Source organism: Nocardia sp. NPDC056564, assembly GCF_042793755.1.
Classification (GTDB): Bacteria; Actinomycetota; Actinomycetes; order Mycobacteriales; family Mycobacteriaceae; genus Nocardia.
In genome coordinates this window covers 38,904-64,494 of the sequence record NZ_JBHTUR010000025.1, presented here as the reverse complement: position 1 = coordinate 64,494, position 25,591 = coordinate 38,904, and the positions used below count along the sequence as shown (strand labels likewise).

Here is a 25,591-nt window from a genome sequence, read left to right as displayed (position 1 = left end):
GCGTGCTCGATGAGGAGCAACCCGGCCGATGATCACCGAAACCACCGCGCGCTACGCCGGCGTCAACACGCGGGTCCTCTCCGTCGCCGGTTCCGGTACGCCGATCCTGCTGTTGCACGGTTACGCCGATAGCGCGGATACCTGGCGCGGTGTGCTCACCGCGCTGGCGGCCGCGGGCCGTGCGGCCTTCGCCGTCGATCTTCCGGGTTTCGGCCTGGCGGACCGGCGCCGGCCCGGCCCGATGACTCCGCAGTTCGACGGCTTCGTCGACGCGATCATCGCCGAGCGCGGCCCGCTGACCCTGGTCGGCAATTCGCTCGGTGCCGCCACCGCACTGCATGCCGCCGCCCGGCACCCGGACGGCGAGGTCACCGCGGTGGTCTGCCTCGACGAGCCGCTGCTGGCCCGCCATTGGCTGGCCCGCGTCGGTCGCCTGCGCGAGTACCGGATGTTCTTTCGCCTGGTCGGCCGCCTGCCCATTCCGGCCGCGCTGGTGCGCTGGGGTGTGCGCCGCGCCGTAGCGCTGTTCGTCTACGGGCCCGGCGTCGTCGCCGATCCCGAATTCCTCATCACCGCAACACGTTCGGTGCCCGACATGGCCGCGGTGGCCGCCCGCGGTCAGGATGCGACCCGCTACGCCCGTGAACACCCGTCCGGGCATGTCGATCTCGTCGTGCGCTGCCCGGTCCTCGTCGTGCACGGCACCGCGGACCGCATCATCCCGCTCTCCGCCGCCCGCGCGCTGCACGCCATGCTGCCCGGCAGCGAGTTCGTCGCTCTACCCGGAGTCGGACACTGCCCGCAATTGGACGTCCCCAACGAGGTCTGCCAACTGGTTCTCGGCTTTCCCCGAACCGGCCGCAAGCAGCCCGAAGTAGCGTCCTGAGCCTCGTGCCTCGTCCGGCTCGATCAGGGCGGCAGACCTGATGCTCGCAATACATCGCCCCGCAGGCCGATGTATTGCGAGTGTCGCCCAGGTTGAGTTGAACCGGGAGCAGGAAGCGCCCGCGTCCCGAGCGTCGGCTAGTCCTCGCCCTCGCCCGCGAGCGGCGTTGGCTGCCCCTTCCGCAGCAGATCGACCACCACATCCAACGTCTGCGCGTTCTGCCGCACCACCACCGTCAACTCGCCCATCTGCTCCTCCAGCCTGGACACCCGAGCCGGCAACTCCACAAGCTGATCCACGTGATCGGTCAGATAATCCACCCGGCCCGTCAGATGATCCACCCGCCCGGTCAGCCGATTCACCTGCCCGGTGAGATCGTTCATATGCCCGGTGAGATCGTCCACATGGCCGGTGAGATCGTTCATATGCCCGGTCAGGTCGTTCACGTGCCCGGTGAGGATGTTGACCTGCCCGGCGAGCCCGTCCACCCGCTCCGGCAGCGGCGCAAGCAGTTCGACTTGCTCAGTCAGGTAATTCACCTGCCCCGCAAGCTCATCCACCCGTGCTGGCAGCGGTGCCAGGCGATCCATCTGCTCGGCAAGCTGGTCTACTCGTGCCGGTAGCGGTGCCAGGCGATCCATCTGCTCGGCAAGCTGGTCTACTCGTGCTGGTAGCGGTGCCAGGCGATCCATTTGCTCGGCAAGCTGGTCTACTCGTGCTGGTAGCGGTGCCAGGCGATCCATTTGCTCGGCAAGCTTGTCCACGCGTGCTGGTAGCGGTGCCAGGTGGCTGATGTGTTCTGTCAGTTCGTTTACTTGTGGTGCCATGCGGCCCATTTGGTGTGTGAGCTCGTCTACGCGTGCTGGCAGTGGTGCCAGGTGGCTGATGTGTTCTGTCAGTTCGTTTACTTGTGGTGCCATGCGGCCCATTTGGTGTGTGAGCTCGTCTACGCGTGCTGGTAGCGGTGCCAGGTGGCTGATGTGTTCTGTCAGTTCGTTCAGTTGTGGTGCCATGCGGCCCATTTGGTGTGTGAGCTCGTCTACGCGGGCTGGTAGCGGTGCCAGGTGGCTCATTTGTTCCGCCAGCTCGCCCGTCTGGGGCATCAGCTGGCCTACCTGCGTCGACACCTCTCCGAGTAGCGATTCCACGCGGTCCAGGCGATGTCCGTGCTGGCGGTGGGCAGCGAGGAGCACGCCGAATTGTCGGCCGGAGGTGCGGCACAACCGCCGGAGTCGTAGCTCGGTGTCGCGGACCACGCCGTCGGTTTCCTTGGCCTCGCGGCGCATGGTGCTGTTCAGTTCGTACAGGCCGTTGACGTCGCCGCGGAGTTGATGCACAACGCGGTCGGTTTGTGTGCTCCCCATGCCTCGGAACAGTAGGCGCGGACGCGCGCCGGATCGAGACCTTTCCGCGATCTGGGGATAACTTCCTGACCTGTGGAAATCCTTTGTCTCACACCGCGCGAAGCCGGTTGCGGCTGGCGTACACGTGCTCGGCGATGAGGGTCGCGATGCGGTCCGGCGCCTCCAGCATCGGGACGTGCCCGACCCCGTGCACGACGATGCGGTCGGCGGACTCGGGGAGCTCCTTCAGATAGCGGCGGGCGTACACGCGATTCGGGATGATCCGGTCGTATTCGGACAGCAGCAGCCGGACCGGCGTCCGCAGCGTGGACAGGTCCTCCTGCCCTGGCCCGCGCAGACTGCTGACCAGGAACGGCAGCATGGACGGGCAGTGCAGGGCGGCCATGACGGCGGCCGCGGAGTCGCGCCGGGAGACCGCGGCCGCGTTCTTGCTCAGCCACACCAGGGCGAACCGCTGCGCGATCGGGTTGTTGATCGCGAAACCGCCCAGCCGCTTACCGATTTCGACGATCGGCACCAGCGACAGAAACTTCAGGTTGATCCGCAGCTGGGTGAACGACGGTGCGTGCCAGCCACCGGCCGGCGCGACGAGGGTCAGCGTGCGGGCCCGCCCACGCCGGGCGAGCTCGACCCCGACCCAGCCGCCGAGGGAATTGCCCGCGATGTGGCAGGTGCGCCAGCCGAGTTCGTCGAGTTGATCCTCGATGCGATCGGCCAGGGTGTGCACGTCGACCGACCAGCCGTCCGCGCGTTCGCCACCCCAGTGCCCGGCGAAGGCCGGCGCGTACACTTCACACTGGCTGGCCAGCCGCGTCGCGGTCTGCGCCCAGCAGTGCGGCGACATCATGAAGCCGTGCAGCAGGAGCAGCGGGTCACCGGAACCCAGGTGCAATGCCTTGACCGCCTTGGGGAGCTCCGGTTTTGTCTTGGTGGGGACCGGCGTCCGCGCGGTGCTTGTGGCGTTGGCGGACTTGGCGGTGTCAGACGGCATCGTCATCACCCTTTCCTGGACGGCGGTGTCCGAGGGAATTCATCTGACCAGCATTGTACGGTCGTGCGGTGGCCTACATCATTTCGACTGTGAACGTAAATGGCGTCCGCGCGGCCGCGGGCAAAGGCATGCTGGCCTGGCTCGCCGCGACGGAGGCCGACATCGTCTGTGTCCAGGAGACCAGGGCCACCGACGAGCAGACCAGAGCGGCGCTGGCGCCCGCGTTGGCCGAGGGCTGGTGGCTGGCGCAGGCCGAGCCGGAGTCCAAGGGCAGGGCCGGCGTCGCGATCCTGTCCAGGCGGGAACCGGACGCGGTTCGAATCGGCTTCGGCAGCAGCGAGTTCGGCGCGTCCGGCCGCTACCTCGAGGCCGACTTCGGTGACGTCACGGTCGCCAGTGTGTACGTGCACTCCGGGGAGGAAGGCACCCCGCGACAGGACGAAAAGTACCGCTACATGGCCGAACTCGGCGCCTACCTGACTGCCCGCACCGGCGATTTCGTGGTCGGCGGCGACTGGAACATCGCGCACACCGAGCTCGACCTGAAGAACTGGAAGGGCAATCTGAAGTCGGCCGGATTCCTCCCGGAGGAGCGCGCCTGGATCGACGAACTGCTCGCCGCGGGCTACGTCGACGTGGTGCGCCAACTGCATCCGGCGGTCCCCGGACCGTACAGCTGGTGGTCGTACCGCGGCCGCGCCTTCGACAACGACACCGGCTGGCGCATCGACTACCAGCTCGCCCGCGGCGACCTCGCGGCGCGCGCCAAACAGGCCGTGGTGGAACGCGCCGCCGCCTACGACCAGCGCTGGTCCGACCACGCGCCGGTCACGGTGCAGTACCGATGAACCTGTCGCCGAAGGCGATTCGCACGATCGCCGGGCTGGGCGCGGTGGCGGTCGCGCTGGTCGTGGTCGCGGTGCTCGGACTGCGCGGTGGTGGCGGCGATACCGTCGCGACCGGCACCACCGCGCGCGCCACCAGCAGTGCGGCGGTCCCCGGCGCGCCAAGGGCCTCGGAGCCCGCCGCGCCGACCAGCCGCGCACCGGGCGTGCCCGCCAAGGCCTACGACACCCTGCGCGAGATCGACGCGGGCCGCTGGCCCGATTCGGCGAACGCGCCCGGCACCAAGGGCGGTGACCGCTGGATGAATCGCGCGGGCACGCTGGCCGCCAAAGACGGTGCGGGCAAACCGATCACCTACCAGGAATGGGACGTCAATCCCAAGCAGCGTGGCCGATCCAGGGACGCCGAGCGCATCGTCACCGGCAGCGATGGGTCGGCCTGGTACACCGGGGACCACTACGAGACCTTCACAAGGATGCGCTGATGTCCAAGGTAATTCCGTTGTCGCAGTTCCTGGCTCGACCGGTCGAGACCGAATCGCGCGGCGCCGCGCCCGCGCTCGGTGCGGCCGTCGTCGACGCGGCCGAGCTGAGCGGCGTGCGCTATCGCGTGCCGCCCGGCTATCTGGTGCGCGAACTGCGCGGCACCAAGATGCGCACAGTCGGGCGGTTGTTCGACGAGACCGCCTCGGCGCTGCAGTTCCCGTACTACTTCGGCGAGAACAAGGACGCCTTCGACGAATGCCTGCGTGACCTGGACGATTTCGTCGGCGAGGCCACAGGATACGTTGTCGTGGTCCGGGATTCGGTCCATCTGCTGGCCGAGGAACCGGCCGAACGGGACTGGTTCGCCGAGGCGATGCGGGACTGCGCCGACTATTGGTCGCGCCGGGGAATTCCGTTCCGCGTTGTCCTGCAAGGGGAATCGGCCGGGTTGCACGACATCACGCTGGAACTGTGAACCGGCTCAGGCCAGGCGGCGCGCCAAATCCTCACCGAGCAAGACGAATACGTCGGTGGTGTGCTCGATCAGCTCGTCGCGGGTGAGCGGCAGTTCGCCCTGTAGCCACGCGGTCAGCGTCTGCACCAGTCCGCCGACCAGATAGTTGGCCCGGAAGTCGATGGCCGGATCGGAGTCCGGGTCATCGATCCCGTAGAAATCGACCCCCTCGGCGGCGACCATCCGCGCGAACACCCGCACCGTTTCCGTTGTGCGCGCCCGCAATTCCGGCGTCGCCAGCCCGGCGACCAGCGTGACCTTCGCCTTGCGCGGGTCGTCCGTGAGCAGGTGGATACCCGCCGTGATCGCGGCCCGTGCCGTTGCGCGCGAATCCTTCGGCGCGGCACCGACCGCCGCCACGATCGCGACCGCCAGTTCCTCGGCGATCGTGTCGACGAGCGCGGTCAGCACGGCATCGCGACTGTCGAAGCTCTCGTAGTAGTACCGCTCGTTGAGCCCCGCCTGGGCGCACAGCCCGGAGACCGTCAGCTTGGCCAACCCTTGCGTGCCGATGATCTCCAGTGCCGCGTCGAGCAACGCCGCTCGCCGCTGCGCCCGCCGCTGCGCCGCGGTGATCCCGCCATATGTCCGCTGGGTCGGCCCATCCGTCGCCCGACCGCCGCCCCTCACGGAATCGCTTCGCGATGCAGTCACGATTCGATTCTGTCACGCTCAATTCTGGCAGAGGCTATTGCCAGATTGTCGAATCTGGCGGATGCTGTTGCCAGATGCTCTCGATGAGGAGGCAGCAATGTCCGAGCCCGGCTATTTCAGCGATCACTCCATGGCCAGGCGGGTGATGAGCAAGCGGGCCGTCGGCCTGACCTACGGCCAGCGCGCCCTGGTCGTCGGCGCGGTCCACCCGCTGCTCTACGTCGGCACCGCGGAGAACACCGAGCACCGGATGACGCCGTACACCCGGCTCGCGCTCACCGGCCATCTCTTCGAGGCCGTGTTCCTCGGCAGCAAGGCGGAGGCGGATCGCGCGCTCGCCTTCACCACGAACAAGCACGCCAAGGTGCGTGGCGCCCTGCCGGAGGACGCCGGGCCGCACCACCCGGCGGGCACCGGCTACTCCGCGCTCGACCCGCACCTGATGTACATGACGATGGCGTTCACCTTCGACTCCGCCGAGGTGATGTACGACCTGCTGGTCCGCACCATGACCGACGGCGAGCGCGAGGGCCTGTACCAGGACTACGTGCGCTGGGCCGAGCTGTTCGGCATGCCCGCGGACGCGGCTCCGGGTAGCTACCCGGAGTTCCGCGAATCCTTCGACGCCTATCTCGCCTCCGACGAGCTGTTCCTCACCGACGAGGCCCGGCTGGTCGGCTCCTATCTGGCCGGACAGCGCGTGCCGTATCCGCAGCGGATGCCGATGCAGCAGGTCACCTCCGCGTTCTTCCTGCTGGTGCAGGGCAGCCTGCCGGCACGGATCCGGCAGCTGTACGGCATGCGCTGGGGACTCGCCGATCAGGTCGCGTATCGGGCGCTCGCGCAGGCCGTGCGCACCGCGCATGTGACGACGCCGCTGGTACCGCCGGTATTGCGGGGCACCCTGGCCGGGCCGAGCGCGCCGGTCTACAAGCTCGTCTCGCGGCGCGAGCACCAGCTGGTCACCAGGGGACGGCCGAGTATGCCCGGGGTCGACCCACGCAACTGGGTGGAGCGAAATCTCGCTTGAACGGCATGGAAAGATCGGGGTATGTCCGTTCCTGCAGAAGCCCCGGCCGCTGAACGCAAGCAGCGCGTCCTTTCCGGGATCCAGCCCACCGGCACCTCGTTCCATCTCGGCAACTACCTTGGGGCGCTGCAGTACTGGGTGACCATGCAGGACGACTACGACGCGCTGTACTTCATCCCGAACCTGCACGCGATCACCGTGCCGCAGGACCCGAAGGCGCTGAAGGCGCAGACCAAGGCCGCCGCCGCGCAGTTGCTCGCGCTCGGCATCGATCCGAAGAAGTCGACGCTGTTCGTGCAGAGCCAGGTGCCCGAGCACGCCGAGCTGGCCTGGGTGCTCAGCTGCATCACCGGCTTCGGCGAGGCCAGCCGGATGACCCAGTTCAAGGACAAGTCGGTCAAGCAGGGCTCGGACAACGCGTCGGTCGGGCTGTTCACCTATCCGGTGCTGATGGCCTCGGACATCCTGCTCTACCGCCCGCACCAGGTGCCGGTCGGCGAGGACCAGCGTCAGCATCTGGAGCTGACCCGAAATCTGGCGCAGCGCTTCAACACCCGGTTCAAGAAGACCTTCGTGGTGCCCGAGGCGCACATCGAGAAGGGCACCGCCAAGATCTACGACCTGCAGGATCCGACCTCGAAGATGAGCAAGTCGGCGTCCAGCGACGCGGGCCTGATCAACCTGCTCGACGATCCGAAGATCACCGCCAAGCGGGTCCGTTCCGCGGTGACCGACACCGAGCGGGAGATCCGCTACGACCCGGAGCAGAAGCCGGGCGTGAGCAACCTGCTGGTGATCCTGAGCTCGCTGTCCGGCAGCCCGATCGTCACGCTGGAAAAGGACTACGCGGGCAAGGGCTACGGCGACCTGAAGTCCGATGTGGCCGACGCGCTGGTCGAATTTGTCACGCCTTTGCAGGCGAAGGTGCGAGAGTACTTGTCGGATCAGGGCGAACTCGACCGTATCCTCGCCGCCGGTGCCGAGCGTGCGCGAGAGATCGCCGGCAACACCCTCGCACAGGTTTACGACCGAGTGGGCCTTCTGGCCCGCTGACGGCCGGCACCTGCGAGATCTCTCCTGAAGGGGCGAACGGTGCAGGTGATCGACAACATCAAGGCCGGGATCGAACGACGGATCCAGGCGCTGCCGTGGCTGGACCATCTGGTGCGCGCGGGCGGGCGGTATCAGCGTCAGCGCGGCGACTACTACGCGGCGGGCATCACGTATTTCACCGTGCTGTCGCTGTTTCCGCTGCTGATGGTCGCCTTCGCGATCGCGGGTTTCGTGCTGTCCAGCAATCCGGACCTGCTCGGCGAGGTGCAGACCAAGATCGTCGACAACATTCCCGGCTCGCTCGGTGAGCAGCTCAACGAGCTGATCGACAAGGCGATCGAGTCGCGCGGCACGGTCGGCGTCATCGGCCTGCTCGCCGGGATCTGGTCCGGGCTCGGCTGGATGGCCAACCTGCGGGCGGCGCTGACCGAGCAGTGGGAGCAGAAGAGCGAGGACCAGAACTGGTTCATGGCCAAGCTGTCCGACCTCGGCGCGCTGCTCGGTCTCGGCCTGGCCTTCGTCGTCTCCCTCGGGCTTTCCGCGCTGGCGTCCAGCACCCTCGGCGCCCGGCTGCTGATCAGCCTCGGCCTGTCGCACCTGCCCGGCGCCCGGCTGCTGCTGGCGCTGGTGTCGATCCTGCTCGGCTTTCTCGCCTCCTGGGCGGTCTTCGCCTGGATCATCGCCCGGCTGCCCCGCGAACCGGTCACCCTGGCCAGCGCGGCCAAGGCGGCCGCCCTGGCCGCGCTGGTCTTCGAGGTGTTCAAGTTCGTCGCCTCGATCTACCTGCAGAAGGTGCTGAGCAGTCCGGCGGGCGCCGCCTTCGGTTCGATCATCGGTCTGATGGTCTTCAGCTACGTCACCTACCGGATCGTCCTGTTCGCCACCGCCTGGGCCGCCACCGCCTCCGACAACGAGCCCGAGGCCGAAATCCCCGCGCCCCCCGCCGCCATCATCGCCCCGCGCACCTCAGCCCGCGAACTCTCCGTCGGCGCGGGAGCCACCTTCTTCGGCGCAGGAGCCCTTGCGGCCCTTGCGCTTTCGACCCTGCGCCGACCGCGCGGCCGGTGAGTGCGAGCTTTCCTCCGGCGCGGGCAGCGGCCGCAGCCATCCTCGATCGTGTCGCCAGTGACTCACTGTTGTCCTCTCCGACATAGGAATTCGTGCAGTTCACGTCGAACTGACACGTGCCATATCGCGCCGTCGCACGGCAGGCAGGGAGTAATCGTCGACGTAATCCGGACCGGCGCCACCCCAGTTGCCGAGCGGTAGATACGCATGGAGCAGCCACCCCGCCAGCAGACGGCCGAAGGACGGGTACTCGCCGTCCTGGAGTCGAACGACCGCGCCGATCCGCTCGATGCCGGGCACCCCGATGTCCACGCCGGGAATTCCAGCCAAGTCAACGCACCCCCTCGCCTGCGGCGACCGCATCCGGTCGACGGAAATCGCCTACACAAGCCATAGACGCAGCGCCGCGCGGAACGGTTCCATGGCCGTGGGGATCGCATGGCGAGAAGGTGCGAGGTCGAACTCGGCGCCGGTGTGCCTGCCGAACGAGGTCGGCTACCGCCGCCGGTTCAGCCGCCGCGCGCCGAGCAGCAGGGCGAGGATCAGGATGACTCCGCCGACGATCCAGACGGTGCGGTTGTCGCCGTGCCCGTCCTCCGCCAGCGGACGCGAGTCCATGTCCTTCGGCGGCGGGGAGGCAAGGGCGGCACCGGGTTTCGACTGCTTGCGATCGGGCTCGGGGAGTTTCCCGACGGACGCGCCGCGGGGGAGGGCGAAGCCGTAGTCGAGGAGCCGGGCCGCCTGGTCGGACGGGCGCAGCGGCCGCACGTCGGCCTTGAGCAGGGTGACCGAGAGGCGACGCCCGTCGCGTTCGGCGGCGGCGACGAAGGTCTGCCTGGCGTCGTCGGTGAAGCCGGTCTTGCCGCCGAGGGCGCCGTCGTAGTCGTAGAGCAGGTGGTTGTCGTTGCCGATGGGGAAGCCGGGGTGGTCTTTGTCCCCCTCGATCTTCGGGTTCGCCGGATAACCGGGGAAGTCGATCTGTTCGGTGTGGATGAACTCGGCGAACAGCGGGATCGTCATGGCCTCGCGGAACAGGACGGACAGGTCGTAGGCCGAGGTGCTCATGCCCGGACCGTCCAGGCCGGACGGGGTGGCGGCGCGAGTATCCAAGGCGCCCAGTGACTTCGCGAGCTCGTTCATCTTCGCGACGGTGGCCGCCTCGCCGCCGAGCTGGGTGGCGATGGCGTGCGCCGCGTCGTTGCCGGAGGCCATGATCAGGCCCTGCATGAGCTGGCGGTTGGTGTAGTGGCCGCCGGGTCCGATGCCGACCCGGGTGCCGTCGGCGTTCGCGTCGTCTTCGGTGCCGATGACCGTCTTGTTCAAATCCAGGGTGCGCAGCGCGATCGTGGCGAGCAGCACCTTGATGGTGCTGGCGGGCCGGTAGCGGCCGTGCGGGTCCTTGGCCGCGAGCACCTCGCCGGTGTCCAGATCCGACAGCTGCCAGGCGGTCGCCGAAATGTCTTGCGGCGCAGCGGGTGCCCCCTTGGGCAGCACCGCGCCGCACTCGCCGAGCCGGCCGCCGCCGACCGGGGGCGTGGGGATGGGCAGGGCGGTCGGCGTCGGCTCGCCGGGCGCGGGGACCTCGGATTCGTCGATCGGCGCGGGCGGCCGCGTCTTCTGCGGGCAACCGTCGGTATTGGGGGTGGTGAACGGCGTCGTCGGTGTGCTCGGCGCCGGCGCGGCGAGCGCCGGAACGGCCGTCCCCGCGATCACCGCCAGGGCGGCCAGCGCGGAACCGAGGCGGAGTGTGGCGCGGCGGCGCGAGTCCCGGATCTTCATCGTTCGCGAGCCTAGCGATTCCACGGCGGGTCGGCCGAATGCACACCGGAGCAGGGTATTGACAGAAGCTACCAAATGAGAGCTACTATCAAAAAGTAGCTTCTATCATTTCGGAGGGTTCATGAAAACAGACGCGACTCGGCGCTGGCTGGCGCTCGGCGCGCTGGCGCTGGCCATGCTGACCATCGGGCTCGACACCACGGTGCTGACCGTGGCGCTGCCCACGCTCGCCGTCGACCTGCACGCGAATACCGCCGCGCTGCAATGGTTCACCGGCGCGTACACGCTCGCGCTGGCCGCGCTGATGCTGCCCGCCGGTGCGCTCGGCGACCGGTACGGCCGCAAGAAGTTCCTGCTCGGCGCGCTGCTGATTTTCGGCGCCGCGTCGCTGGCCTGCGCGTTCGCCGCCTCGTCCGGCCAGCTCATCGCCGCGCGGGTGGTGCTCGGCGTCGGTGCGGCGGCGATGATGCCGCTGTCCATGTCGGTGCTGCCGTCCCTGTTCCCCGAGCCCGCGCAACGGCAACGCGCGCTGACCATCTGGGTGACCGCGACCGCGCTCGGCCTGCCGCTGGGGCCGATCCTCGGCGGTTGGCTGCTGCGGAACTTCTGGTGGGGCTCGGTCTTCCTGATCAACGTGCCGATGGTGATCGTCGGTGCGCTCGCGGTGTTCGCGCTCGTGCCGGAATCGCGCAGTGCGAACCAGCTCCGCGTCGACGTCCCCGGCGTGCTGCTCTCGGCCGCAGGCATGCTCGGTCTCACCTACGGCTTCATCCGGATCGGCGACCTCGGCTGGGGCGATCCGTCGGCCTGGGCCACCGTCGTCGCCGGTGTGCTGCTGCTCGGGGCGTTCGTGCTCTGGCAGCGCAGGACGACGCATCCGCTGATCGATCTCGGGCTGTTCGAGAACGCCGGATTCCGCTGGGGCACGGGGCTTTCCATCGTGGTCAACTTCGCCATGTTCGGCATGTTCTTCACCGTGCCGCAGTATTTCCAGGCGGTGCTCGGCGTGGACGCGCTCGGCAGCGGTCTGCGCTTGCTCCCGCTGATCGGCGGACTGATCGTCGGCAGCAGGCTGGGTGACCGAATCCTGCTGAAGCTGGGCGCCCGATGGCTGCTCGCGCTCGGCTTCGCCCTGCTGGCCGGCGCGCTCGGGCTGGGTGCGACGACCAGCGTGGACAGCGGCTACGGCTTCACCGCGCTGTGGACGACGCTGCTCGGTGCGGGCATGGGTCTGGCGATGCCGACGGCGATGGGCCTGGCGATGGGCGAGCTCACCCCGGAACGTTCGGGTTCGGGTTCGGCATTGATCCAGGCGCTGCGCCAAGCGGGCGGCACCATCGGTGTCGCGATTCTGGGCACGGTGCTGGCCACGCAGTACCGCTCGGACCTCGGCGCGCTGAACCGCGATCCGATCTCCGACGGGGTGAACTCGGGCGTCGCGGCGGCGCACCAGCTCGGCGACCCGGCGGTGCTGCACCAGGTGCAGAACGCGTTCGTCGGCGGGATGGCCGCGATGCTGTGGGTCTGCGCGGCCCTGTGTGCCGCGGCGGCGGTGCTCGCCGCCGTCGTCATCCGGGCGAAGCGCCCGGTCGAGCCGGTGCCGGCGCCGCTGGAGGCCGCCGGTGGCGCCATCCGGCCTGCCGATCGGTCAGAATCGACTCATGTCGGTTGAATTGTCCGGAGAAGAGCCAGCCGTGCACGGTCTGCGCGAGCGGAAGAAGGAGCGGACCCGCCGGACGATTCGCGAAGAAGCGTTCCGGCTGTTCCGCGAGCAGGGATACAGCGACACCACGGTCGAGCAGATCGCGGCCGCGGCCGACGTGTCGCCGAGCACCTTCTTCCGCTACTTCCCGACCAAGGAGCAACTGGTGCTCGCCGACGACATGGACCCGTTGCTGATCGCGGCGGTCCGGGCGCAGCCGCCCGACCTCGCGCCGCTGACCGCCCTGCGTAACGCGATCACGGAGGTTTTCACCACGCTGCCCGCCTCGGCGCTGGCCTTCGAGCAGGAACGGCAGGCGCTGGTCTATCACGTGCCCGAGCTGCGTTCGGCCATCGGCCGGGAGATGGAACGCAACATCGAGATGGTCGCCTCCATGATGGCCGAACGCGTCGGCGGTTCCGCCCGCGACTTCGATATCCGGGTGCTGGCCGGCGCGTTGACCGGCGCGGGCCTGGCCATCGCGCGCGTCTCGCCGATCAATCTCGACAACATCGGCCGGATGCTGGATCTGCTGGAAGCCGGGCTGCCGATCGGCAGGGAGTGGACCGGCGAGCAGGGTTGACTATCCGGCTCGCCGGGTGAAAGCTACTGCGCCCCGGCGGCACTCGAATGCCGCAACCGGTCCGGCGTCTCGTCGTCCATCGTCGCGAAGAAGCCGCCGACCACGTCCTCGATCTCGGCGATCGACTCGGCGCAGTACAGGATCGGCTGGTAGTGGGTGATGTCGTAGACGGCGGTGCCCATCGCGGCGACGTCGAGCGGCCGCAGGTCGGCCGTGCGGAACTCCTCGATCTCGCCGTAGGAGGACAGCAATCCCGCACCGTAGCAACGGACTTCGCCCGCCTCCCGGACTACGCCGAACTCCATCGAGAACCAGAAGACGTTGGCGAGGAACTTCAGCGCCTGCTCGGTCTCCAGCCGGCCGACCGCCGCGCCGACCGCCTCGTAGATGGCGGCGAAGCGGGGGCTGGCGATCTGATTGGCGTGGCCGATGATCTCGTGGATGGCGTCGGGCTCGGGGGTGTACAGCGGCGCCGAGTGGTGCCGGATGTACTGGGTGGAGTGGAAGGTCCGGTCCGCGAACGAGCCGAAGAACTGGCGCAGCGGCACCAGGCCCGCGGCCGGCGCGTAGCGGAATCCGCTCAGCGGCACCAGCGCCCCCGAGACCTCGTTCAACTGCGGAATGTGATCCTCGGGCAGGGCGAGCCTGGCCGCGGCCTCCAGCACCTCGGCACAGGCGTAGGTCTGGTGCTTGCGCGCCAGCTCGGCCGAGGCGATCCGCCAGACCTGCTGCTCCTCGGCGGTGTAGTCGATCTGCGGAACCGGTTTGCCCGGTGCGTAATCGAGCGCGAGCGCGGCGATGGCGTTGCGACGGGCCCGGTAGTCCGCGTCGTGCACGCCGGGGTGCTCGTCGCTGAGGTGGACGGTCACATCGCCGTCGCCGGACCGGGTCACCGGTGAGTACAGCTGCGCTTCGGTGAACATACGTCGATGCAAGCACCGCTCGAGCCTGTCGACAACAAAAGCCTTCGCAGCTTGGCAAACTGTCTAGCTGACTGTCCTTTGCTGTGCAATTACCGGCATCCGGCGACGGATTCCGGCGACGAGCTGACCAGTGGCCGCCGACCGCCGCCGTGAATTCGCCGACGCTGTCCCGATTTGCCGGACATAAGCGCGCGCGATGGCGCAAAATGGCGAATGTACTTAGGAGGACGCATGAAATCCGTGCGGATCGATCTCGACCAGAAGTTGCTCGCCGCCGCGGCCGCCGTGCTGGGCACCTCGACGAGCAATGCCACGATCAACGAGGCACTGCGCCGGATCGTCGTCCACGAGCGTCAGCTACGTCACCTCGAAAAGCTGGCCGCCAACTCGTTGTTCGCGTTGCCCGCGCCGGAGGTCGTCGTCGTCGACGGATAGCGCAGCGGCTCACGATTTCGCGCACCGCAGGCCGTCGGCCGGCGGGGTCAGATCGATCAGATACCTCAGCACGGGTTCGTCGACGCAGGCGATGCCCTCGAAGGCCGCGCCGTGCTGGGTGCCCTCGTAGGTGATCAACGCAGCGCCAAGGGTTTTGGCGAGGGTGACGCCGCCGGGATACGGCGTCGCCGGATCCCCGGTCGCCGCGACGACCACGAGCTTCGGCAGGCCGGTCACCTTGGGCACGTGCGGCTGGGCGGTCGGCGGGACCGGCCAGAACGCGCAGGCATCCAGCGGAGCCTGGTTGTCGGTGTCGACCAGCCCGTCGTCGAAAGCCGGAGCGGCGCTACGGGATCGGCGGGCGATGTCGGCGGCCACGGCGCGGTCGGTCACCCGGATCTCCTCCAGGCAGAGCACCGCGCGGTGCACGTCGTCGGCGGAGGCGTCCTGGTACGCGCTCGCCTCGCCGAGCAGCACCTCACTGCGGCCCTTGGCGAGATCGGTCAAACCCTTGGTCAGGTCGGGCCAGGACGAGGGGTGGTAGAGCGAGGCGATGGTCGCGGTGGTGACGGTGCCGTAGTCGAGCCCGCGGACCGGGTGCTGGATCAGCGGGTTGACCAGCGCGCGGTAGTTCTCGGTGGCCTTCTTCGGATCGGTGCCGAGCGGACAGTCCGGCGCCTTGGCGCAGTCGGCGGCATAGGCGTCGAAGGCCTGCTGGAAGCCGGCTGCGGTGATCACCTCGTCGCCGATGTTCGTGGTGGGGTCGACGGGGGCGTCCAGGACCATCGCACGCACCCGCTCCGGGAACAGCTCGGCATAGGTCGAGCCGAGGCGGGTGCCGTAGGAACCGCCGAAGTAGGTCAGCTTCTGCTCACCCAGCACGGCCCGGACGACGTCCATGTCGCGGGCGACGTCGACGGTGCCGACGTGCCCGAGCAGCGTCAGCCCGGTGCGGCGCGCACATGAGTTCGCGTAGTCCTCGTTCTCCTCCTCGATCTGGTCGATCTCGGCGAGCGGGTCGGTGCGGCCGAGCACCCGCTGACCCGTCGCGTACTCCGCGGCCGAGCGGCAGCTGACCCGCGGGGTGGAGGCGCCGAGCCCGCGCACGTCCATCCCGATCAGGTCGAGATGTTCGGCCAGCGGCGACTTCGCCAGCGCGCGCGGCAAACTCAGTCCCGGCGCGCCGGGGCCGCCGGGGTTGGTCAGCAGCGACGCGACCTTGGTGCCGGTGGCGCGCAGCCGGGAGATGGCGATCCGGGCGGTGTCGCCGTCGGGCCTGCCGTAGTCGATCGGCACCGTCACCCGCGCGCATTCGATCCCGGCCGCGCCGAGTTCCGCGCCGCCCGGATAGTCCGAGCACGCGCCCCAGTCCAGGGTTTGCTGGTAGTACCGATCGAGGGTCGGGACCGGCGGCGCCACGGCGTCCTTGTCGCTGGTGCACGCCGTCATCAGCAGCGTGACCGCGGCGCACACCGCGGGTAACAGAGCGCCGCGCCTCGGTGCCGCGGTTGCCTTGCGCGGTATGAACATTGAGCTGCCCCTGACTCGATCGACGCTCCCAGTGTGCCCGACCCGCGCCGATTCGCAATCGGCAGGACCGGACAACTCGGGCGGCCCCGCGGTCGCGGGCAACATGTCGGTAGGGCCTGGCACACTCCGTGGCACTGTCGCCGTGACCAAGGGGTGGAACGATGCCGGTTTCGCTTATCGATGTACCCGTCGAGCAACGCCCGCGTGAGCGGTTGCTCGCGCTCGGACCGCACGCGCTCAGCGATGTCGAATTGCTGGCCTTGCTGTTACGGCACGGCAGGCCCGGCGCCAGCGCGCTCGACCTCGCGGTGGAGCTACTCGTCGAACACGGCGGGCTGGCCGGATTGGCGGCGGCCCGGCCCGAGGAGCTGTCCAGCCGGGCCGGCGTCGGGGTGGCGAAGGCGGCGGCCCTGATCGCGGCGTTCCACCTCGGTTCCCGGGCCCGCGGCGACACCGGCACCCCCGTGCGCCTCGGCGCCGCGTCGGATGTCGCCGCCGTGGCCAGGCCGCTGTTCACCGGCGCCAGGGTCGAGCGGCTGCTGGTACTGGTGTGCGACGCGCAGAATCAGTTGCGGCGCAAGGTGTTCGTCGCCGAGGGCGCGGTCGATCAGGTCGCGGTGCCGATCCGCGAAATCCTGAATACCGTGCTGCGCAACGACGGTCGCGCCTTCGCCGTCGTGCACAACCACCCCTCCGGCGACCCGACCCCGAGCCTGGACGACCGCCGGGCCACCACCCTGCTCGCCGAGGCCGCGCGCACCGTCGGCCTGCGCTTCCTCGACCACGTGGTGATCGCGGGCGAGGCCTGGTCCAGCGCGCCCGCCAGCACCAGCCACTATTGATCCGGGCGGGTGCGGCAGCGGTGGAGCTTCACCCTTCCGCCGTCGGCAAGGGGTTCGGGCAGAACGTGCGTCTGCTCGGACCTCGGGCCGGGAATCCGGCTAACGCGGGGCGTTGTCGGTCGGGCCTGCGGTGGCGCCTGGATCGGGGGCTGCGGCAGGCCTGTCGGGTTGTGTGGCCGGCGTTGTCCCCGGGATCCCATCCTGCACAACGAAACTCGCTCGTGTGTGGATGGGGGCGCCGGGGCGGCGGATGTAGGGGACGACGCGGAAGTCGTTGCGTAACAGGGTGTGGTCGAGTTCGACGCGGACGTAGCCGCGTTGGGCGTTGAAGAACGCGAGGTCGGGGTTGGCGGCGAGCAGGTTGCGGCCGGAGTCGGTCAAGTCGGCGCCGTCGCCCGCGCTGGAGATCGAGGTGCCGATGAATTCCGCTGCCACGACCGGTGATTCGGGATCAGCGAAGTCGCGGCGCAGGTTGCCGGCGACGTTCTGGTGCCGGTCTCCGGTGATCACGACGAGGTTGGGCACCTCGCGGTCGGCGGCCGCGCCGAGCACTGCGTTGCGGTCGGCCACGTAGCCGTCCCAGGAGTCGGTGCCGACGGCGAGGGTCGGGCCCGCGTCCTGATCGGACTGGCCCATCGACACCTGGTTGCCGAGGATCTGCCAGCGGGCCGGCGAGCCGGCGAATCCGTCGATCAGCCAATCTCGTTGCCGTGCACCCAATATCGTGCGATCGGGATCGAGCCGGGCGGTGCAGTCGACGACCGTGTTGCCGTCGCCGCAGGCCTGCTTGTCTCGGTACTGCCTGGTGTCGAGCATGGTGATCTCGGCCAGGTCGCCGAAGGCGTAGCGGCGGTGCAGGTGAATATCCGGCCCGGACGGCAGCTGCGCGATGCGCAGCGGCTGGTGCTCGTACATCGCCTGGAACGCGGCGGCCTTGCGACGGCGGAAGAGCGCGGGAATGCGGTGGATGTCGAATCCGAGCCCGGGGGAGTCGCCCGCCCAGTTGTTGTCCACCTCGTGATCGTCCATGGTGACCAGCCAGGGGAAGGCGGCGTGCGCGGCCTGCAGCGGCTGTTCGGCTTTGGCCTGCGCGTAGCGGAGTCGATAGCCGGGCAGGTCGACGGCCTCGGTCCGGAACTGGGGCTCCTCCACCACTCCCTTGCGACCTTGCGTCCAGCTGCGCTCGTAGATGTAGTCCCCGAGGTGTACGACGAGATCGAGGTCCTCGGCACTCATGTGCTGGTAGGCGGTGTAGTAGCCGGAACTCCAGGACTGGCAGGAGGCGAATGCGAATCGCATGCGCGCGGTGGGCCGCCCGGGTAACGGAGCCGTGCGAGTCCGGCCGACCGGGGACAGCACCGATCCCGCCCGGAACCGATAGAAGTACCAGCGGTCCGGCTCCAGCCCGCTGACCTCCGGGTGCACGCTGTGCGCCAGCTCGCGCGTGGCGACCGCCGACCCGCGGGTCACCACCTGCCGGAAGTTCTCGTCATGCGCGACTTCGTATTCCACGGTCACCGGGTGTAACGGCATGCCGCCCAGGCCATCCGGCGCGAACGGGTCCGGCGCCAGCCTGGTCCACAACACCACGCCGTCCGCGGTCGGGTCGCCGGACGCGACGCCGAGGCTGAACGGATCGTCGGACCAGTGCGGCACCCGGAACCGCCCGCTGCTCGCCGTCGCTGCCCCCACCAGCACCGCAGCGGAGCCTGCGCCACCGAATCTCAGCAGTTGCCGACGAGACAGACCCATACGTCAGGGTATATCGCGCGGCGACGCGGAACCGGTGCGCTGCTCGTGCACCCACCGGTGCGGCCAGGCAGTGAGCGTTTGCGACATCAGCATGAGCTAACAGAAGATTGGAACGCTCGTCTTCGGCCCGTAGCGTTGCTTTCGCGTAGCCGATAGCGAGTGATGGGACCGACATGACCATGGAGATAGGCGTAATCCTGCCGACCTCGACCCCCGACCCTGAGCAGCCGATCCTGGGCGACGTGCGGGCCAGTGCCCGATTCGCCGAGGAGCTCGGGCTCGATTCGATCTGGTCCACCGATCACCTGATCGCGACCGCACCGATGCTGGACAGCACCGTCACGCTGGCCACCGCCGCCGCGGTGACCGACCGGATCGGTATCGGTTACAACGTGCTGTTGCTGGCCCTGCGCCCGGTCGCCTGGGCGGCCAAGCAGATCAGCACGCTGCACACCCTGTCCGGCAACCGGCTCGTGGTCGGTGTCGGCACCGGGAATCCGGCGCACGGCGACATCGGCTGGCGGGCCGCCGGCGCCGCGTTCGAGGGGCGCGGCCGGCGCACCGACGAGGCGTTGCGGGTGCTGCCCGGTCTCGTCACCGGACAGCCGACCACGCTGCCCGACGGGCTCGAGGTGACCCTGGCTCCCGGCTCGGCGATGCCGCCGATCCTGGTCGGCGGCAACAGCACTCGGGCGCGGCGCCGGGCCGCCACCTACGCGGACGGGTGGATCACCATTCAGTCCGATCCGGCGCAACTGACGAAGGATATCGCCGAGCTTCAGGAGTTCGCCGCGCAGCACGAGCGTGCACCACTGCCGGTCACCGTGCTGGCGACCGGGCTGTCGTCGGACGTCGGCGAGGCCGTCGAGCAGGTGTCCGCGTATGCGGCCCAGGGTGTTTCGCGGGTGATCACGCTCCCGACCGGTGCGGACTGGCGGCGCGGTTATGAGTACGCCGCGAAAGTCCGTGCGGCGCTGTAGATCTGATACCCCGGCGGCTGCCTGCATTCGTTCGGCGGCCTTTGTGCTTTTCTGTAAAGGTCTGGCGCGCTACAAGATTCGAGACAGATAGCGAAGTCGAGGGGGCGTTGGGCCCGTGGCGAGGGTGGTCGCTTGCGTCGACAGAGAGCGTGCGATCGGTGCCGAGCCGGTCTTGGTCGAGGTCGTCCTGCTATGCCACCCACGGGCACCAGGTCGACATGAAGCACATTCGCGTATTCGATCAACGGGTCGGCGGGCCCAGCTTCAGCGGGCGGTATCCGGGATCGGCCGACTCGCTGTTCGTACCGGTGCCTTTCGTGGTGCCGGTGTCGGTGCGCTCGGCCTTGGTGGTGCCTGCGCGGGTGGTTTCGTCGCCCGCGACCGGTGACGCCGCGCTCAGCGACGCCATTCCCGCACTGCCGGTTGCTATTCCGGCGGCGATACCGGCGCCGAGGGCGACCCCGAACGGGACCGCGGCGACGCTGCCGGTGCCGAGCATGGCACTGCCGGTACCGGCCAGCGCGGCGAACGGTGCGGCGGCGGCCCCCGCGCCGGCCAGGCTCGCGCTGCCGGTGCCCGCGGCGGCGCTGCCCGCGCCGAGCACCGCCAACGGTGTGCCGAGACCGCCGCTGGCGACGCTGCCCGAGGCGCCGGCGGCGGCGCTACCGGTACCGAGGAACGCGGCACCCGTGCCGAGCACAACGCCGAGCGGCGCGAGTGCGGCGCTGCCGGTGCCGGCCGCCGCACTGCCGCTGCCGAGGAACGCCGCCCACGGTGCGGCGGCGACGCTGCCGGTGCCGAGCATGGCGCTGCCGGTGCCGATCAGGCCGGCCAAGCCGAGGCCGAAGGCCGCGCCACCCATGCCGAGCGGGCCCGCGGTATCGACGAGGCCCGGGTAGAGCAGGGTGTTGAGCACCGTGCGGTGCGGACCGGCCGAGCCGCGCGCGTTCGTGGCGACGACGGCCGAGGTCACCTGTGCGGTCGCGCAATTGTGGTGTGGCCCGGCGCCGGTCGGCGCCGATGCCGTCGCGGCCGCGGCGACCAGTGCGGGGCAGGTCAGCATGGTCGCGGCGATGGCCGTTCGGAACACGTACATGGGGTTAGCGCCTTCCTCCCGAGCCACGCGCGACGGATAGTCGGGGCGCGGCCGACGATGTGTGCGGCAACCTGGAGAGCACGTCCAAGATCAACTTACCGGCAACCGGCTCGGATTGATGGCAATTGGCTATCGAGAGCAGCGACAGGCCGGTTTCCGGCGTGCCCGCTACTGTCCAGCGCATGGGAATCACGCTCAGCCAAGCCACCATCGCTCTGCTCGATGCCAAGAATTACGCGGTGCTCGCCACGATCAACGCCGACGGCAGCCCGCAGACCTCCGCGATGTGGGTACTCAGGGACGGCGATGACCTGTTGTTCTCCACCCTGGAAGGGCGGCTCAAGTACCGGAACATGCTGCGCGACCCGCGGGTCAGCGTGACCGTGATCGACTCCGCCGACGGCGAGAGCTACGTCGAGCTGCGGGGCACGGCGACCGTCGTGCCCGACGTCGATCTCGAGGTAGGCCACCGGTTGTCGTGGAAGTACGACGGTAAGGACCATGCGCTGCCCGGCGAAGGCCACGTTCGGGTGGCGGTCCGGGTCGAGGTGGAGAAGGCGACCGGGTACGCGGCCTGACCGCTCCGGTGCGGCGTCGTCCTCGGGCGGATACGGATCGCCACTAGGGTGGCTCGGCATGGACACCGCTGCGATCGCACCGTCGACGGCCGTGCCCGCAGCGCGTCCGAGTTCGGTGCCGGTGCGCGTCCGGTACCGCCTCGGCCGGTCGCCGGTTGTCGTCGCGGCGGTGTGCTTGATCGTGCTGCAACTGGCGCTGCGCGGCTGGGTGGCGGGCAGCGGTTATTTCTACTGGGATGACCTGATCCTGGTTGGCCGGGCGGCCAGGTATCCGCTGTTCTCCGCGGATCTGCTGTTGCACGACCACGACGGGCATTTCATGCCGCTCGCCTTCGCCACCGCCTGGTTGACCACGAAGGCGGCGCCGCTGGTGTGGGCGGTGCCGGTGATCTCGTTGCTGGTCGGACAGCTCGCGGTGTCGCTGTCGGTGCTGCGCATGTTGCGCGTGCTGGTCGGCGACCGGTGGGCGCTGCTGCTTCCGCTGACGTTCTTCCTGTTCTCCCCGGTCACACTTCCGGCGTTCGCCTGGTGGTCGGCCGCGTTGAACGCGCTGCCGCTGCAATTCGCGCTCGCCTGGGTCATCGGTGACGCGCTGCTGCTGGTGCGCACCGGACGGCAGCGATACGTGCTGTCCGGAATGGTCGTGCTCACCGTGGCGCTGTTGTTCTTCGAGAAGTCGGTGATCATCCCGTTCGTCGCGTTCGCCGTCGCGGTGCTCGCGCACTATGTCGACGGGCGGGACTCCGCCGTCCGGGTGGTGGCGCGGCGTGGTGTGCGGCTGTGGGTGGGGTCGGGCCTGGTGCTGCTCTGCTGGTTGGCGGCGTATCTGGCGGTGGTCGGCGTCTCCGGGGTGCACAACAACCCGCAGGGCATGCGGGACTGGTTGCCCAACGCGACCTCGCTCGGCGTGGTGCCCGCGCTGGTCGGCGGGCCGTGGCGGTGGGAGCGCTGGCTGCCCGCCGCGCCGTGGGCCGACCCGCCCGCCGCGGCCGTGGTCGTCGCCTGGATCGTGCTGATTTCGGTTGTGGCACTGTCGATTTACGCGCGACGCCGGGTGTGGCCGCTCTGGGTGCTCGCCGTCGCCTATGTGCTGGTGATGCAGCTGCCGGTGGCGCTGGTGCGCGGCGGGCCGAATACCGCGGCCGAACTCATGCAGTCGCTGCGCTATTTCGCCGACCTCGGCGTGACCTTGTCCGTCGTCGGTGCGTTGATCGTGCGCGCGAGTCCGCGAACGACGAGGTGGTTGCCCGGCCGCCGGATCGCGATACCGGTGCTGGCGCTGTTCGTCGTGAGCAGCCTGTTCTCCACCTACACCTTCGTTCGGTCCTGGAGTCCGAGCCCGACCAAGACCTATCTGGCGAACGTGAAACCGGCCCTGGATCGTTGGGACGGCGCGCCACTGCTGGAGCAGGAGGTCCCTTGGGACGTCCTGAACCCCTTGGCCTACCCGCAGAACCTGACCCCGCAGGTCCTCGCCCCGATCGCCGCACCGGGCACCTTCGCCGATTCGACCCCGCACCTGCGCATGATCACCGACGCGGGCACGATCGTCGAAGCCCAGGTCTGGTGGAACCGACGCATCCTTCCTGGCCCAGATCCCGACTGCGGCTACCGAATCCGCACCGCCGACCCACTCCCGATCGCCCTCGACGGCCCCATGCTCGACCACGAATGGACCGCCCAACTCAACTACCTGGCCGGCAGCGACGGCCAGCTGTCCGTCGCCATGGAACACGGCAGGTTCGTCACGGTCCCCGTCCACAAGGGCCTCAGTACAGTCTTCGTCCGCCTGGTAGGCAGCGGCTCCACCCTCCGAATCGCCTCCCGCACCCCAGAACTCACGCTCTGCCTGGGCTCCGGCCCGGTCGGCGTAGCCTCCTACGACAACTGATCCGGCCCGACACCCCGCGAACGACGAAGGCCGCCCTCATCTTTCGATGCAGGCGGCCTTCGGGTGCCGGGAGGTCAGCGGGCGAAGAGCAGGGCGCGCTTGACTTCTTGGATGGCCTTGGTGACTTCGATGCCGCGGGGGCACGCGTCGGTGCAGTTGAAGGTGGTGCGGCAGCGCCAGACTCCCTCGACGTCGTTGAGGATGTCGAGGCGCTCGCGGGCGCCTTCGTCGCGGCTGTCGAAGATGAAGCGGTGCGCGTTCACGATCGCGGCCGGGCCGAAGTAGCTGCCGTCGCTCCAGTACACGGGGCAGGAGGTGGTGCAGCAGGCGCACAGGATGCACTTGGTGGTGTCGTCGAAGCGGGCCCGGTCGGCCTGGCTCTGGATGCGCTCGCGGGTCGGCTCGTTACCCGAGGTCATCAGGTAGGGCTTCACCGCGCGGAACGCGTCGAAGAACGGCTCCATGTTCACCACGAGGTCCTTCTCCACGGGCAGGCCGCGGATCGGCTCGACGGTGATCGTGAGGGCCTTGTCGCCCTTGGGCAGCATGTCCTTCATCAGCACCTTGCAGGCCAGCCGGTTCACCCCGTTGATCCGCATCGCGTCGGAACCGCACACACCGTGCGCGCAGGAGCGCCGGAAGGTGAGCGTGCCGTCCAGGTAGGACTTGATGTAGATGAGCACGTTGAGGAAGCGGTCCGTGGGCAGGACCGGTACCTGGAACGACTCCCAGTGCGCGCCCTTGTCGTCCTCCGGATTGAACCGGGCGACCTTGACCGTGACCATCACCGAGCCCTCGGGGATCGGCGCGGGCTTGGCCGGGGGTGTCTCGAGTACAGCAGTCATCAGTACTTACGCTCCATCGGCTCGTAACGGGTCTGCACCACCGGCTTGAAGTCGAGGCGGATGTCCGAGATGAGATCCGGGCTCTCCTTGTAGGCCATCGTGTGCCGCATGAAGTTCACGTCGTCGCGGTCCGGGTAGTCCTCGCGGGCGTGGCCGCCGCGCGATTCCTTGCGGTTGAGCGCCCCGACGACGGTGACTTCGGCCAGCTCGAGCAGGAAGCCGAGCTCGACGGCCTCGAGCAGGTCGCTGTTGTAGCGCTTGCCCTTGTCCTGCACCGTGATCCGGCTGTAGCGCTCCTTGAGCACGTGGATGTCGGTGAGGGCTTGCTTGAGCGTGTCCTCGGTGCGGAACACGGCGGCGTTCATGTCCATCGTGTACTGCAGCTCGGTGCGGATGTCGGCCACCCGCTCGTTGCCGTGGTCGGACAGGATCAGCTCCAGCCAGTCCTGCACCATCCGCGCCGGGTTCTCCGGCATCTCCACGAACTCGGTGCGGTGCGCGTACTCCGCGGCGGCGATGCCCGCGCGCCGCCCGAACACGTTGATGTCCAGCAGCGAGTTGGTGCCGAGGCGGTTGGAGCCGTGCACCGAGACGCACGCGCATTCGCCCGCCGCGTAGAGGCCGGGCACCACGTCGGTGTTGTTGCGCAGCACCTCGCCGCGGATCTTGGTGGGGATGCCGCCCATCACGTAGTGACAGGTCGGCATGACCGGGACCAGCTCGGTCACCGGGTCGACACCGAGGTAGGTGCGGGCGAATTCGGTGATGTCGGGCAGTTTTTCCTCGAGCACGTCCGCGCCGAGGTGGGTCACGTCGATGTAGACGTAGTCCTTGTTCGGTCCGGCGCCGCGGCCCTCGAGCACCTCGAGCACCATCGAGCGGGCGACGATGTCACGCGGCGCGAGGTCCTTGATGGTCGGCGCGTAACGCTCCATGAACCGCTCGCCGCTGGCGTTGCGCAGGATGCCGCCCTCACCGCGGACGGCCTCCGAGATCAGGATGCCGAGCCCGGCCAGGCCTGTCGGGTGGAACTGGTGGAACTCCATGTCCTCCAGCGGCAGACCCTTGCGGAACACGATCGCCATGCCGTCGCCGGTCAGCGTGTGCGCGTTCGAGGTGGTCTTGTACATCCGGCCCGAGCCGCCGGTGGCGAACACGATCGACTTCGCGTGGAACACGTGGATCTCGCCGGTGGCCAGCTCGTAGGCGACCACGCCGGTCGCGACCTGGCCGCGGTCGGTCTCGGTCATCACCAGGTCGAGCACGTAGAACTCGTTGTAGAACTCCACGTCGTGCTTGACGCAGTTCTGGTAAAGGGTCTGCAGGATCATGTGACCGGTGCGGTCGGCGGCATAACACGCCCGGCGCACCGGCGCCTTGCCGTGGTCGCGGGTGTGCCCGCCGAAGCGGCGCTGGTCGATCTTGCCCTCGGGCGTCCGGTTGAACGGCAGGCCCATCTTCTCCAGGTCCATCACCGCGTCGATGGCCTCCTTGGCCATGATCTCGGCGGCATCCTGGTCGACCAGGTAGTCGCCACCCTTGACGGTGTCGAAGGTGTGCCATTCCCAGTTGTCTTCTTCGACGTTCGCCAACGCGGCGCACATGCCACCCTGCGCCGCGCCGGTGTGGCTGCGGGTCGGGTACAGCTTGGTCAGCACGGCGGTACGCGCCCGGGGCCCGGCCTCGATCGCCGCGCGCATGCCGGCGCCACCGGCGCCGACGATCACGACATCGTAGCGATGCTCCTGAATCCGCGAGTCACTC

At 68.9% G+C, this 25,591-nt stretch carries 25 protein-coding genes; 14 read left to right on the top strand and 11 right to left on the bottom strand.

Going from position 1 to position 25,591, the window contains the following annotated elements; all coding sequences use genetic code 11:
- Nucleotides 1–28 precede the first annotated feature (28 nt).
- Entirely contained in the window at nt 29–886 is an 858-nt protein-coding gene (locus ACFQ9K_RS39645) for an alpha/beta fold hydrolase (protein WP_378714809.1), read from the top strand.
- A 137-nt stretch (nt 887–1,023) separates the two neighbouring features.
- On the opposite strand, the gene ACFQ9K_RS39640 is transcribed toward ACFQ9K_RS39645, so the two are convergent.
- Complete coding sequence (locus ACFQ9K_RS39640; protein ID WP_378714810.1) at nt 1,024–2,250, bottom strand: hypothetical protein; 1,227 nt, start codon at nt 2,248–2,250, stop codon at nt 1,024–1,026.
- 88 nt (nt 2,251–2,338) lie between these two features.
- On the bottom strand, nt 2,339–3,247 hold the full coding sequence (locus ACFQ9K_RS39635) for an alpha/beta fold hydrolase (protein WP_378714812.1): 909 nt from the start codon (nt 3,245–3,247) through the stop codon (nt 2,339–2,341).
- Nucleotides 3,248–3,369: 122 nt separating this feature from the next.
- Here ACFQ9K_RS39635 and ACFQ9K_RS39630 point away from each other — a divergent pair, with 122 nt between their 5' ends.
- Genes ACFQ9K_RS39630 through ACFQ9K_RS39620 form a run of 3 tightly spaced genes read left to right on the top strand, consistent with a single transcriptional unit; the run spans nt 3,370 to nt 5,047 of the window.
- Nucleotides 3,370–4,089 (top strand): exodeoxyribonuclease III, encoded by a 720-nt coding sequence (locus ACFQ9K_RS39630; protein ID WP_378714922.1) that lies wholly within the window; start codon nt 3,370–3,372, stop codon nt 4,087–4,089.
- The gene (locus tag ACFQ9K_RS39625) at nt 4,086–4,571 is read left to right on the top strand and encodes a ribonuclease domain-containing protein (RefSeq protein WP_378714813.1); all 486 of its coding nucleotides are present in this window, start codon (nt 4,086–4,088) and stop codon (nt 4,569–4,571) included. The genes ACFQ9K_RS39630 and ACFQ9K_RS39625 overlap by 4 nt, the downstream gene beginning before the upstream one ends.
- Entirely contained in the window at nt 4,571–5,047 is a 477-nt protein-coding gene (locus ACFQ9K_RS39620; RefSeq protein WP_378714815.1) for a barstar family protein, read from the top strand. The genes ACFQ9K_RS39625 and ACFQ9K_RS39620 overlap by 1 nt, the downstream gene beginning before the upstream one ends.
- Before the next feature lie 6 nt (nt 5,048–5,053).
- On the opposite strand, the gene ACFQ9K_RS39615 is transcribed toward ACFQ9K_RS39620, so the two are convergent.
- Nucleotides 5,054–5,740, bottom strand: coding sequence for a TetR/AcrR family transcriptional regulator (locus ACFQ9K_RS39615; protein ID WP_378714817.1), 687 nt, complete (start codon nt 5,738–5,740; stop codon nt 5,054–5,056).
- A gap of 97 nt (nt 5,741–5,837) precedes the next feature.
- Here ACFQ9K_RS39615 and ACFQ9K_RS39610 point away from each other — a divergent pair, with 97 nt between their 5' ends.
- Genes ACFQ9K_RS39610 through yhjD form a run of 3 tightly spaced genes read left to right on the top strand, consistent with a single transcriptional unit; the run spans nt 5,838 to nt 8,891 of the window.
- Nucleotides 5,838–6,770 carry an oxygenase MpaB family protein gene (locus ACFQ9K_RS39610; RefSeq protein WP_378714819.1) on the top strand — a complete coding sequence of 311 codons (933 nt, stop codon included), beginning with the start codon at nt 5,838–5,840 and terminating at the stop codon, nt 6,768–6,770.
- 21 nt (nt 6,771–6,791) lie between these two features.
- Nucleotides 6,792–7,823 (top strand): tryptophan--tRNA ligase, encoded by a 1,032-nt coding sequence (trpS, locus tag ACFQ9K_RS39605; RefSeq protein WP_150404257.1) that lies wholly within the window; start codon nt 6,792–6,794, stop codon nt 7,821–7,823.
- A gap of 39 nt (nt 7,824–7,862) precedes the next feature.
- On the top strand, nt 7,863–8,891 hold the full coding sequence (yhjD, locus tag ACFQ9K_RS39600) for an inner membrane protein YhjD (protein WP_378714821.1): 1,029 nt from the start codon (nt 7,863–7,865) through the stop codon (nt 8,889–8,891).
- A 99-nt stretch (nt 8,892–8,990) separates the two neighbouring features.
- On the opposite strand, the gene ACFQ9K_RS39595 is transcribed toward yhjD, so the two are convergent.
- Complete coding sequence (locus ACFQ9K_RS39595) at nt 8,991–9,221, bottom strand: hypothetical protein (RefSeq protein ID WP_378714822.1); 231 nt, start codon at nt 9,219–9,221, stop codon at nt 8,991–8,993.
- A gap of 165 nt (nt 9,222–9,386) precedes the next feature.
- Nucleotides 9,387–10,670: a D-alanyl-D-alanine carboxypeptidase family protein gene (locus ACFQ9K_RS39590; RefSeq protein WP_378714824.1), complete on the bottom strand. Its 1,284-nt coding sequence runs from the start codon at nt 10,668–10,670 to the stop codon at nt 9,387–9,389.
- A 121-nt stretch (nt 10,671–10,791) separates the two neighbouring features.
- Here ACFQ9K_RS39590 and ACFQ9K_RS39585 point away from each other — a divergent pair, with 121 nt between their 5' ends.
- Together ACFQ9K_RS39585 and ACFQ9K_RS39580 are read left to right on the top strand one after the other, a co-directional pair.
- On the top strand, nt 10,792–12,342 hold the full coding sequence (locus ACFQ9K_RS39585; protein WP_378714826.1) for a DHA2 family efflux MFS transporter permease subunit: 1,551 nt from the start codon (nt 10,792–10,794) through the stop codon (nt 12,340–12,342).
- On the top strand, nt 12,332–12,955 hold the full coding sequence (locus ACFQ9K_RS39580; protein ID WP_378714827.1) for a TetR family transcriptional regulator: 624 nt from the start codon (nt 12,332–12,334) through the stop codon (nt 12,953–12,955). Before ACFQ9K_RS39585 ends, ACFQ9K_RS39580 begins: the two co-directional genes overlap by 11 nt.
- Nucleotides 12,956–12,978: 23 nt before the next feature.
- On the opposite strand, the gene ACFQ9K_RS39575 is transcribed toward ACFQ9K_RS39580, so the two are convergent.
- Nucleotides 12,979–13,878, bottom strand: coding sequence for a phenylalanine 4-monooxygenase (locus ACFQ9K_RS39575; RefSeq protein WP_378714829.1), 900 nt, complete (start codon nt 13,876–13,878; stop codon nt 12,979–12,981).
- 231 nt (nt 13,879–14,109) lie between these two features.
- On the opposite strand from ACFQ9K_RS39575, the gene ACFQ9K_RS39570 reads away from it, so the two are divergent.
- A complete protein-coding gene (locus tag ACFQ9K_RS39570) occupies nt 14,110–14,313 on the top strand; it encodes a type II toxin-antitoxin system VapB family antitoxin (protein WP_378714831.1) in 204 nt (67 codons plus the stop codon).
- A gap of 9 nt (nt 14,314–14,322) precedes the next feature.
- Here ACFQ9K_RS39570 and ACFQ9K_RS39565 read toward each other — a convergent pair whose 3' ends face one another.
- Nucleotides 14,323–15,843 (bottom strand): alpha/beta hydrolase, encoded by a 1,521-nt coding sequence (locus tag ACFQ9K_RS39565; protein WP_378714833.1) that lies wholly within the window; start codon nt 15,841–15,843, stop codon nt 14,323–14,325.
- 161 nt (nt 15,844–16,004) lie between these two features.
- On the opposite strand from ACFQ9K_RS39565, the gene ACFQ9K_RS39560 reads away from it, so the two are divergent.
- Nucleotides 16,005–16,685 carry a RadC family protein gene (locus ACFQ9K_RS39560; protein WP_378714834.1) on the top strand — a complete coding sequence of 227 codons (681 nt, stop codon included), beginning with the start codon at nt 16,005–16,007 and terminating at the stop codon, nt 16,683–16,685.
- Between the two features lie 99 nt (nt 16,686–16,784).
- Here the strand turns inward: ACFQ9K_RS39560 and ACFQ9K_RS39555 are convergent, their stop codons facing one another.
- The gene (locus tag ACFQ9K_RS39555) at nt 16,785–18,437 is read right to left on the bottom strand and encodes an alkaline phosphatase D family protein (protein WP_378714836.1); all 1,653 of its coding nucleotides are present in this window, start codon (nt 18,435–18,437) and stop codon (nt 16,785–16,787) included.
- Between the two features lie 173 nt (nt 18,438–18,610).
- On the opposite strand from ACFQ9K_RS39555, the gene ACFQ9K_RS39550 reads away from it, so the two are divergent.
- Nucleotides 18,611–19,417 carry an LLM class flavin-dependent oxidoreductase gene (locus tag ACFQ9K_RS39550; protein ID WP_378714838.1) on the top strand — a complete coding sequence of 269 codons (807 nt, stop codon included), beginning with the start codon at nt 18,611–18,613 and terminating at the stop codon, nt 19,415–19,417.
- Nucleotides 19,418–19,658: 241 nt separating this feature from the next.
- Here the strand turns inward: ACFQ9K_RS39550 and ACFQ9K_RS39545 are convergent, their stop codons facing one another.
- Nucleotides 19,659–20,513 (bottom strand): hypothetical protein, encoded by an 855-nt coding sequence (locus ACFQ9K_RS39545; RefSeq protein WP_378714840.1) that lies wholly within the window; start codon nt 20,511–20,513, stop codon nt 19,659–19,661.
- Nucleotides 20,514–20,695: 182 nt separating this feature from the next.
- Here ACFQ9K_RS39545 and ACFQ9K_RS39540 point away from each other — a divergent pair, with 182 nt between their 5' ends.
- On the top strand, nt 20,696–21,091 hold the full coding sequence (locus ACFQ9K_RS39540; protein ID WP_378714842.1) for a PPOX class F420-dependent oxidoreductase: 396 nt from the start codon (nt 20,696–20,698) through the stop codon (nt 21,089–21,091).
- A gap of 58 nt (nt 21,092–21,149) precedes the next feature.
- A complete protein-coding gene (locus ACFQ9K_RS39535) occupies nt 21,150–22,982 on the top strand; it encodes a hypothetical protein (RefSeq protein WP_378714844.1) in 1,833 nt (610 codons plus the stop codon).
- 74 nt (nt 22,983–23,056) lie between these two features.
- On the opposite strand, the gene ACFQ9K_RS39530 is transcribed toward ACFQ9K_RS39535, so the two are convergent.
- Both ACFQ9K_RS39530 and sdhA read right to left on the bottom strand, forming a co-directional pair.
- Entirely contained in the window at nt 23,057–23,827 is a 771-nt protein-coding gene (locus ACFQ9K_RS39530) for a succinate dehydrogenase iron-sulfur subunit (RefSeq protein WP_378714846.1), read from the bottom strand.
- Nucleotides 23,827–25,578, bottom strand: a complete 1,752-nt coding sequence (gene sdhA, locus ACFQ9K_RS39525) for a succinate dehydrogenase flavoprotein subunit (protein ID WP_378714924.1) — start codon at nt 25,576–25,578, stop codon at nt 23,827–23,829. The genes ACFQ9K_RS39530 and sdhA overlap by 1 nt, the downstream gene beginning before the upstream one ends.
- Between the last annotated feature and the right edge of the window lie 13 nt (nt 25,579–25,591).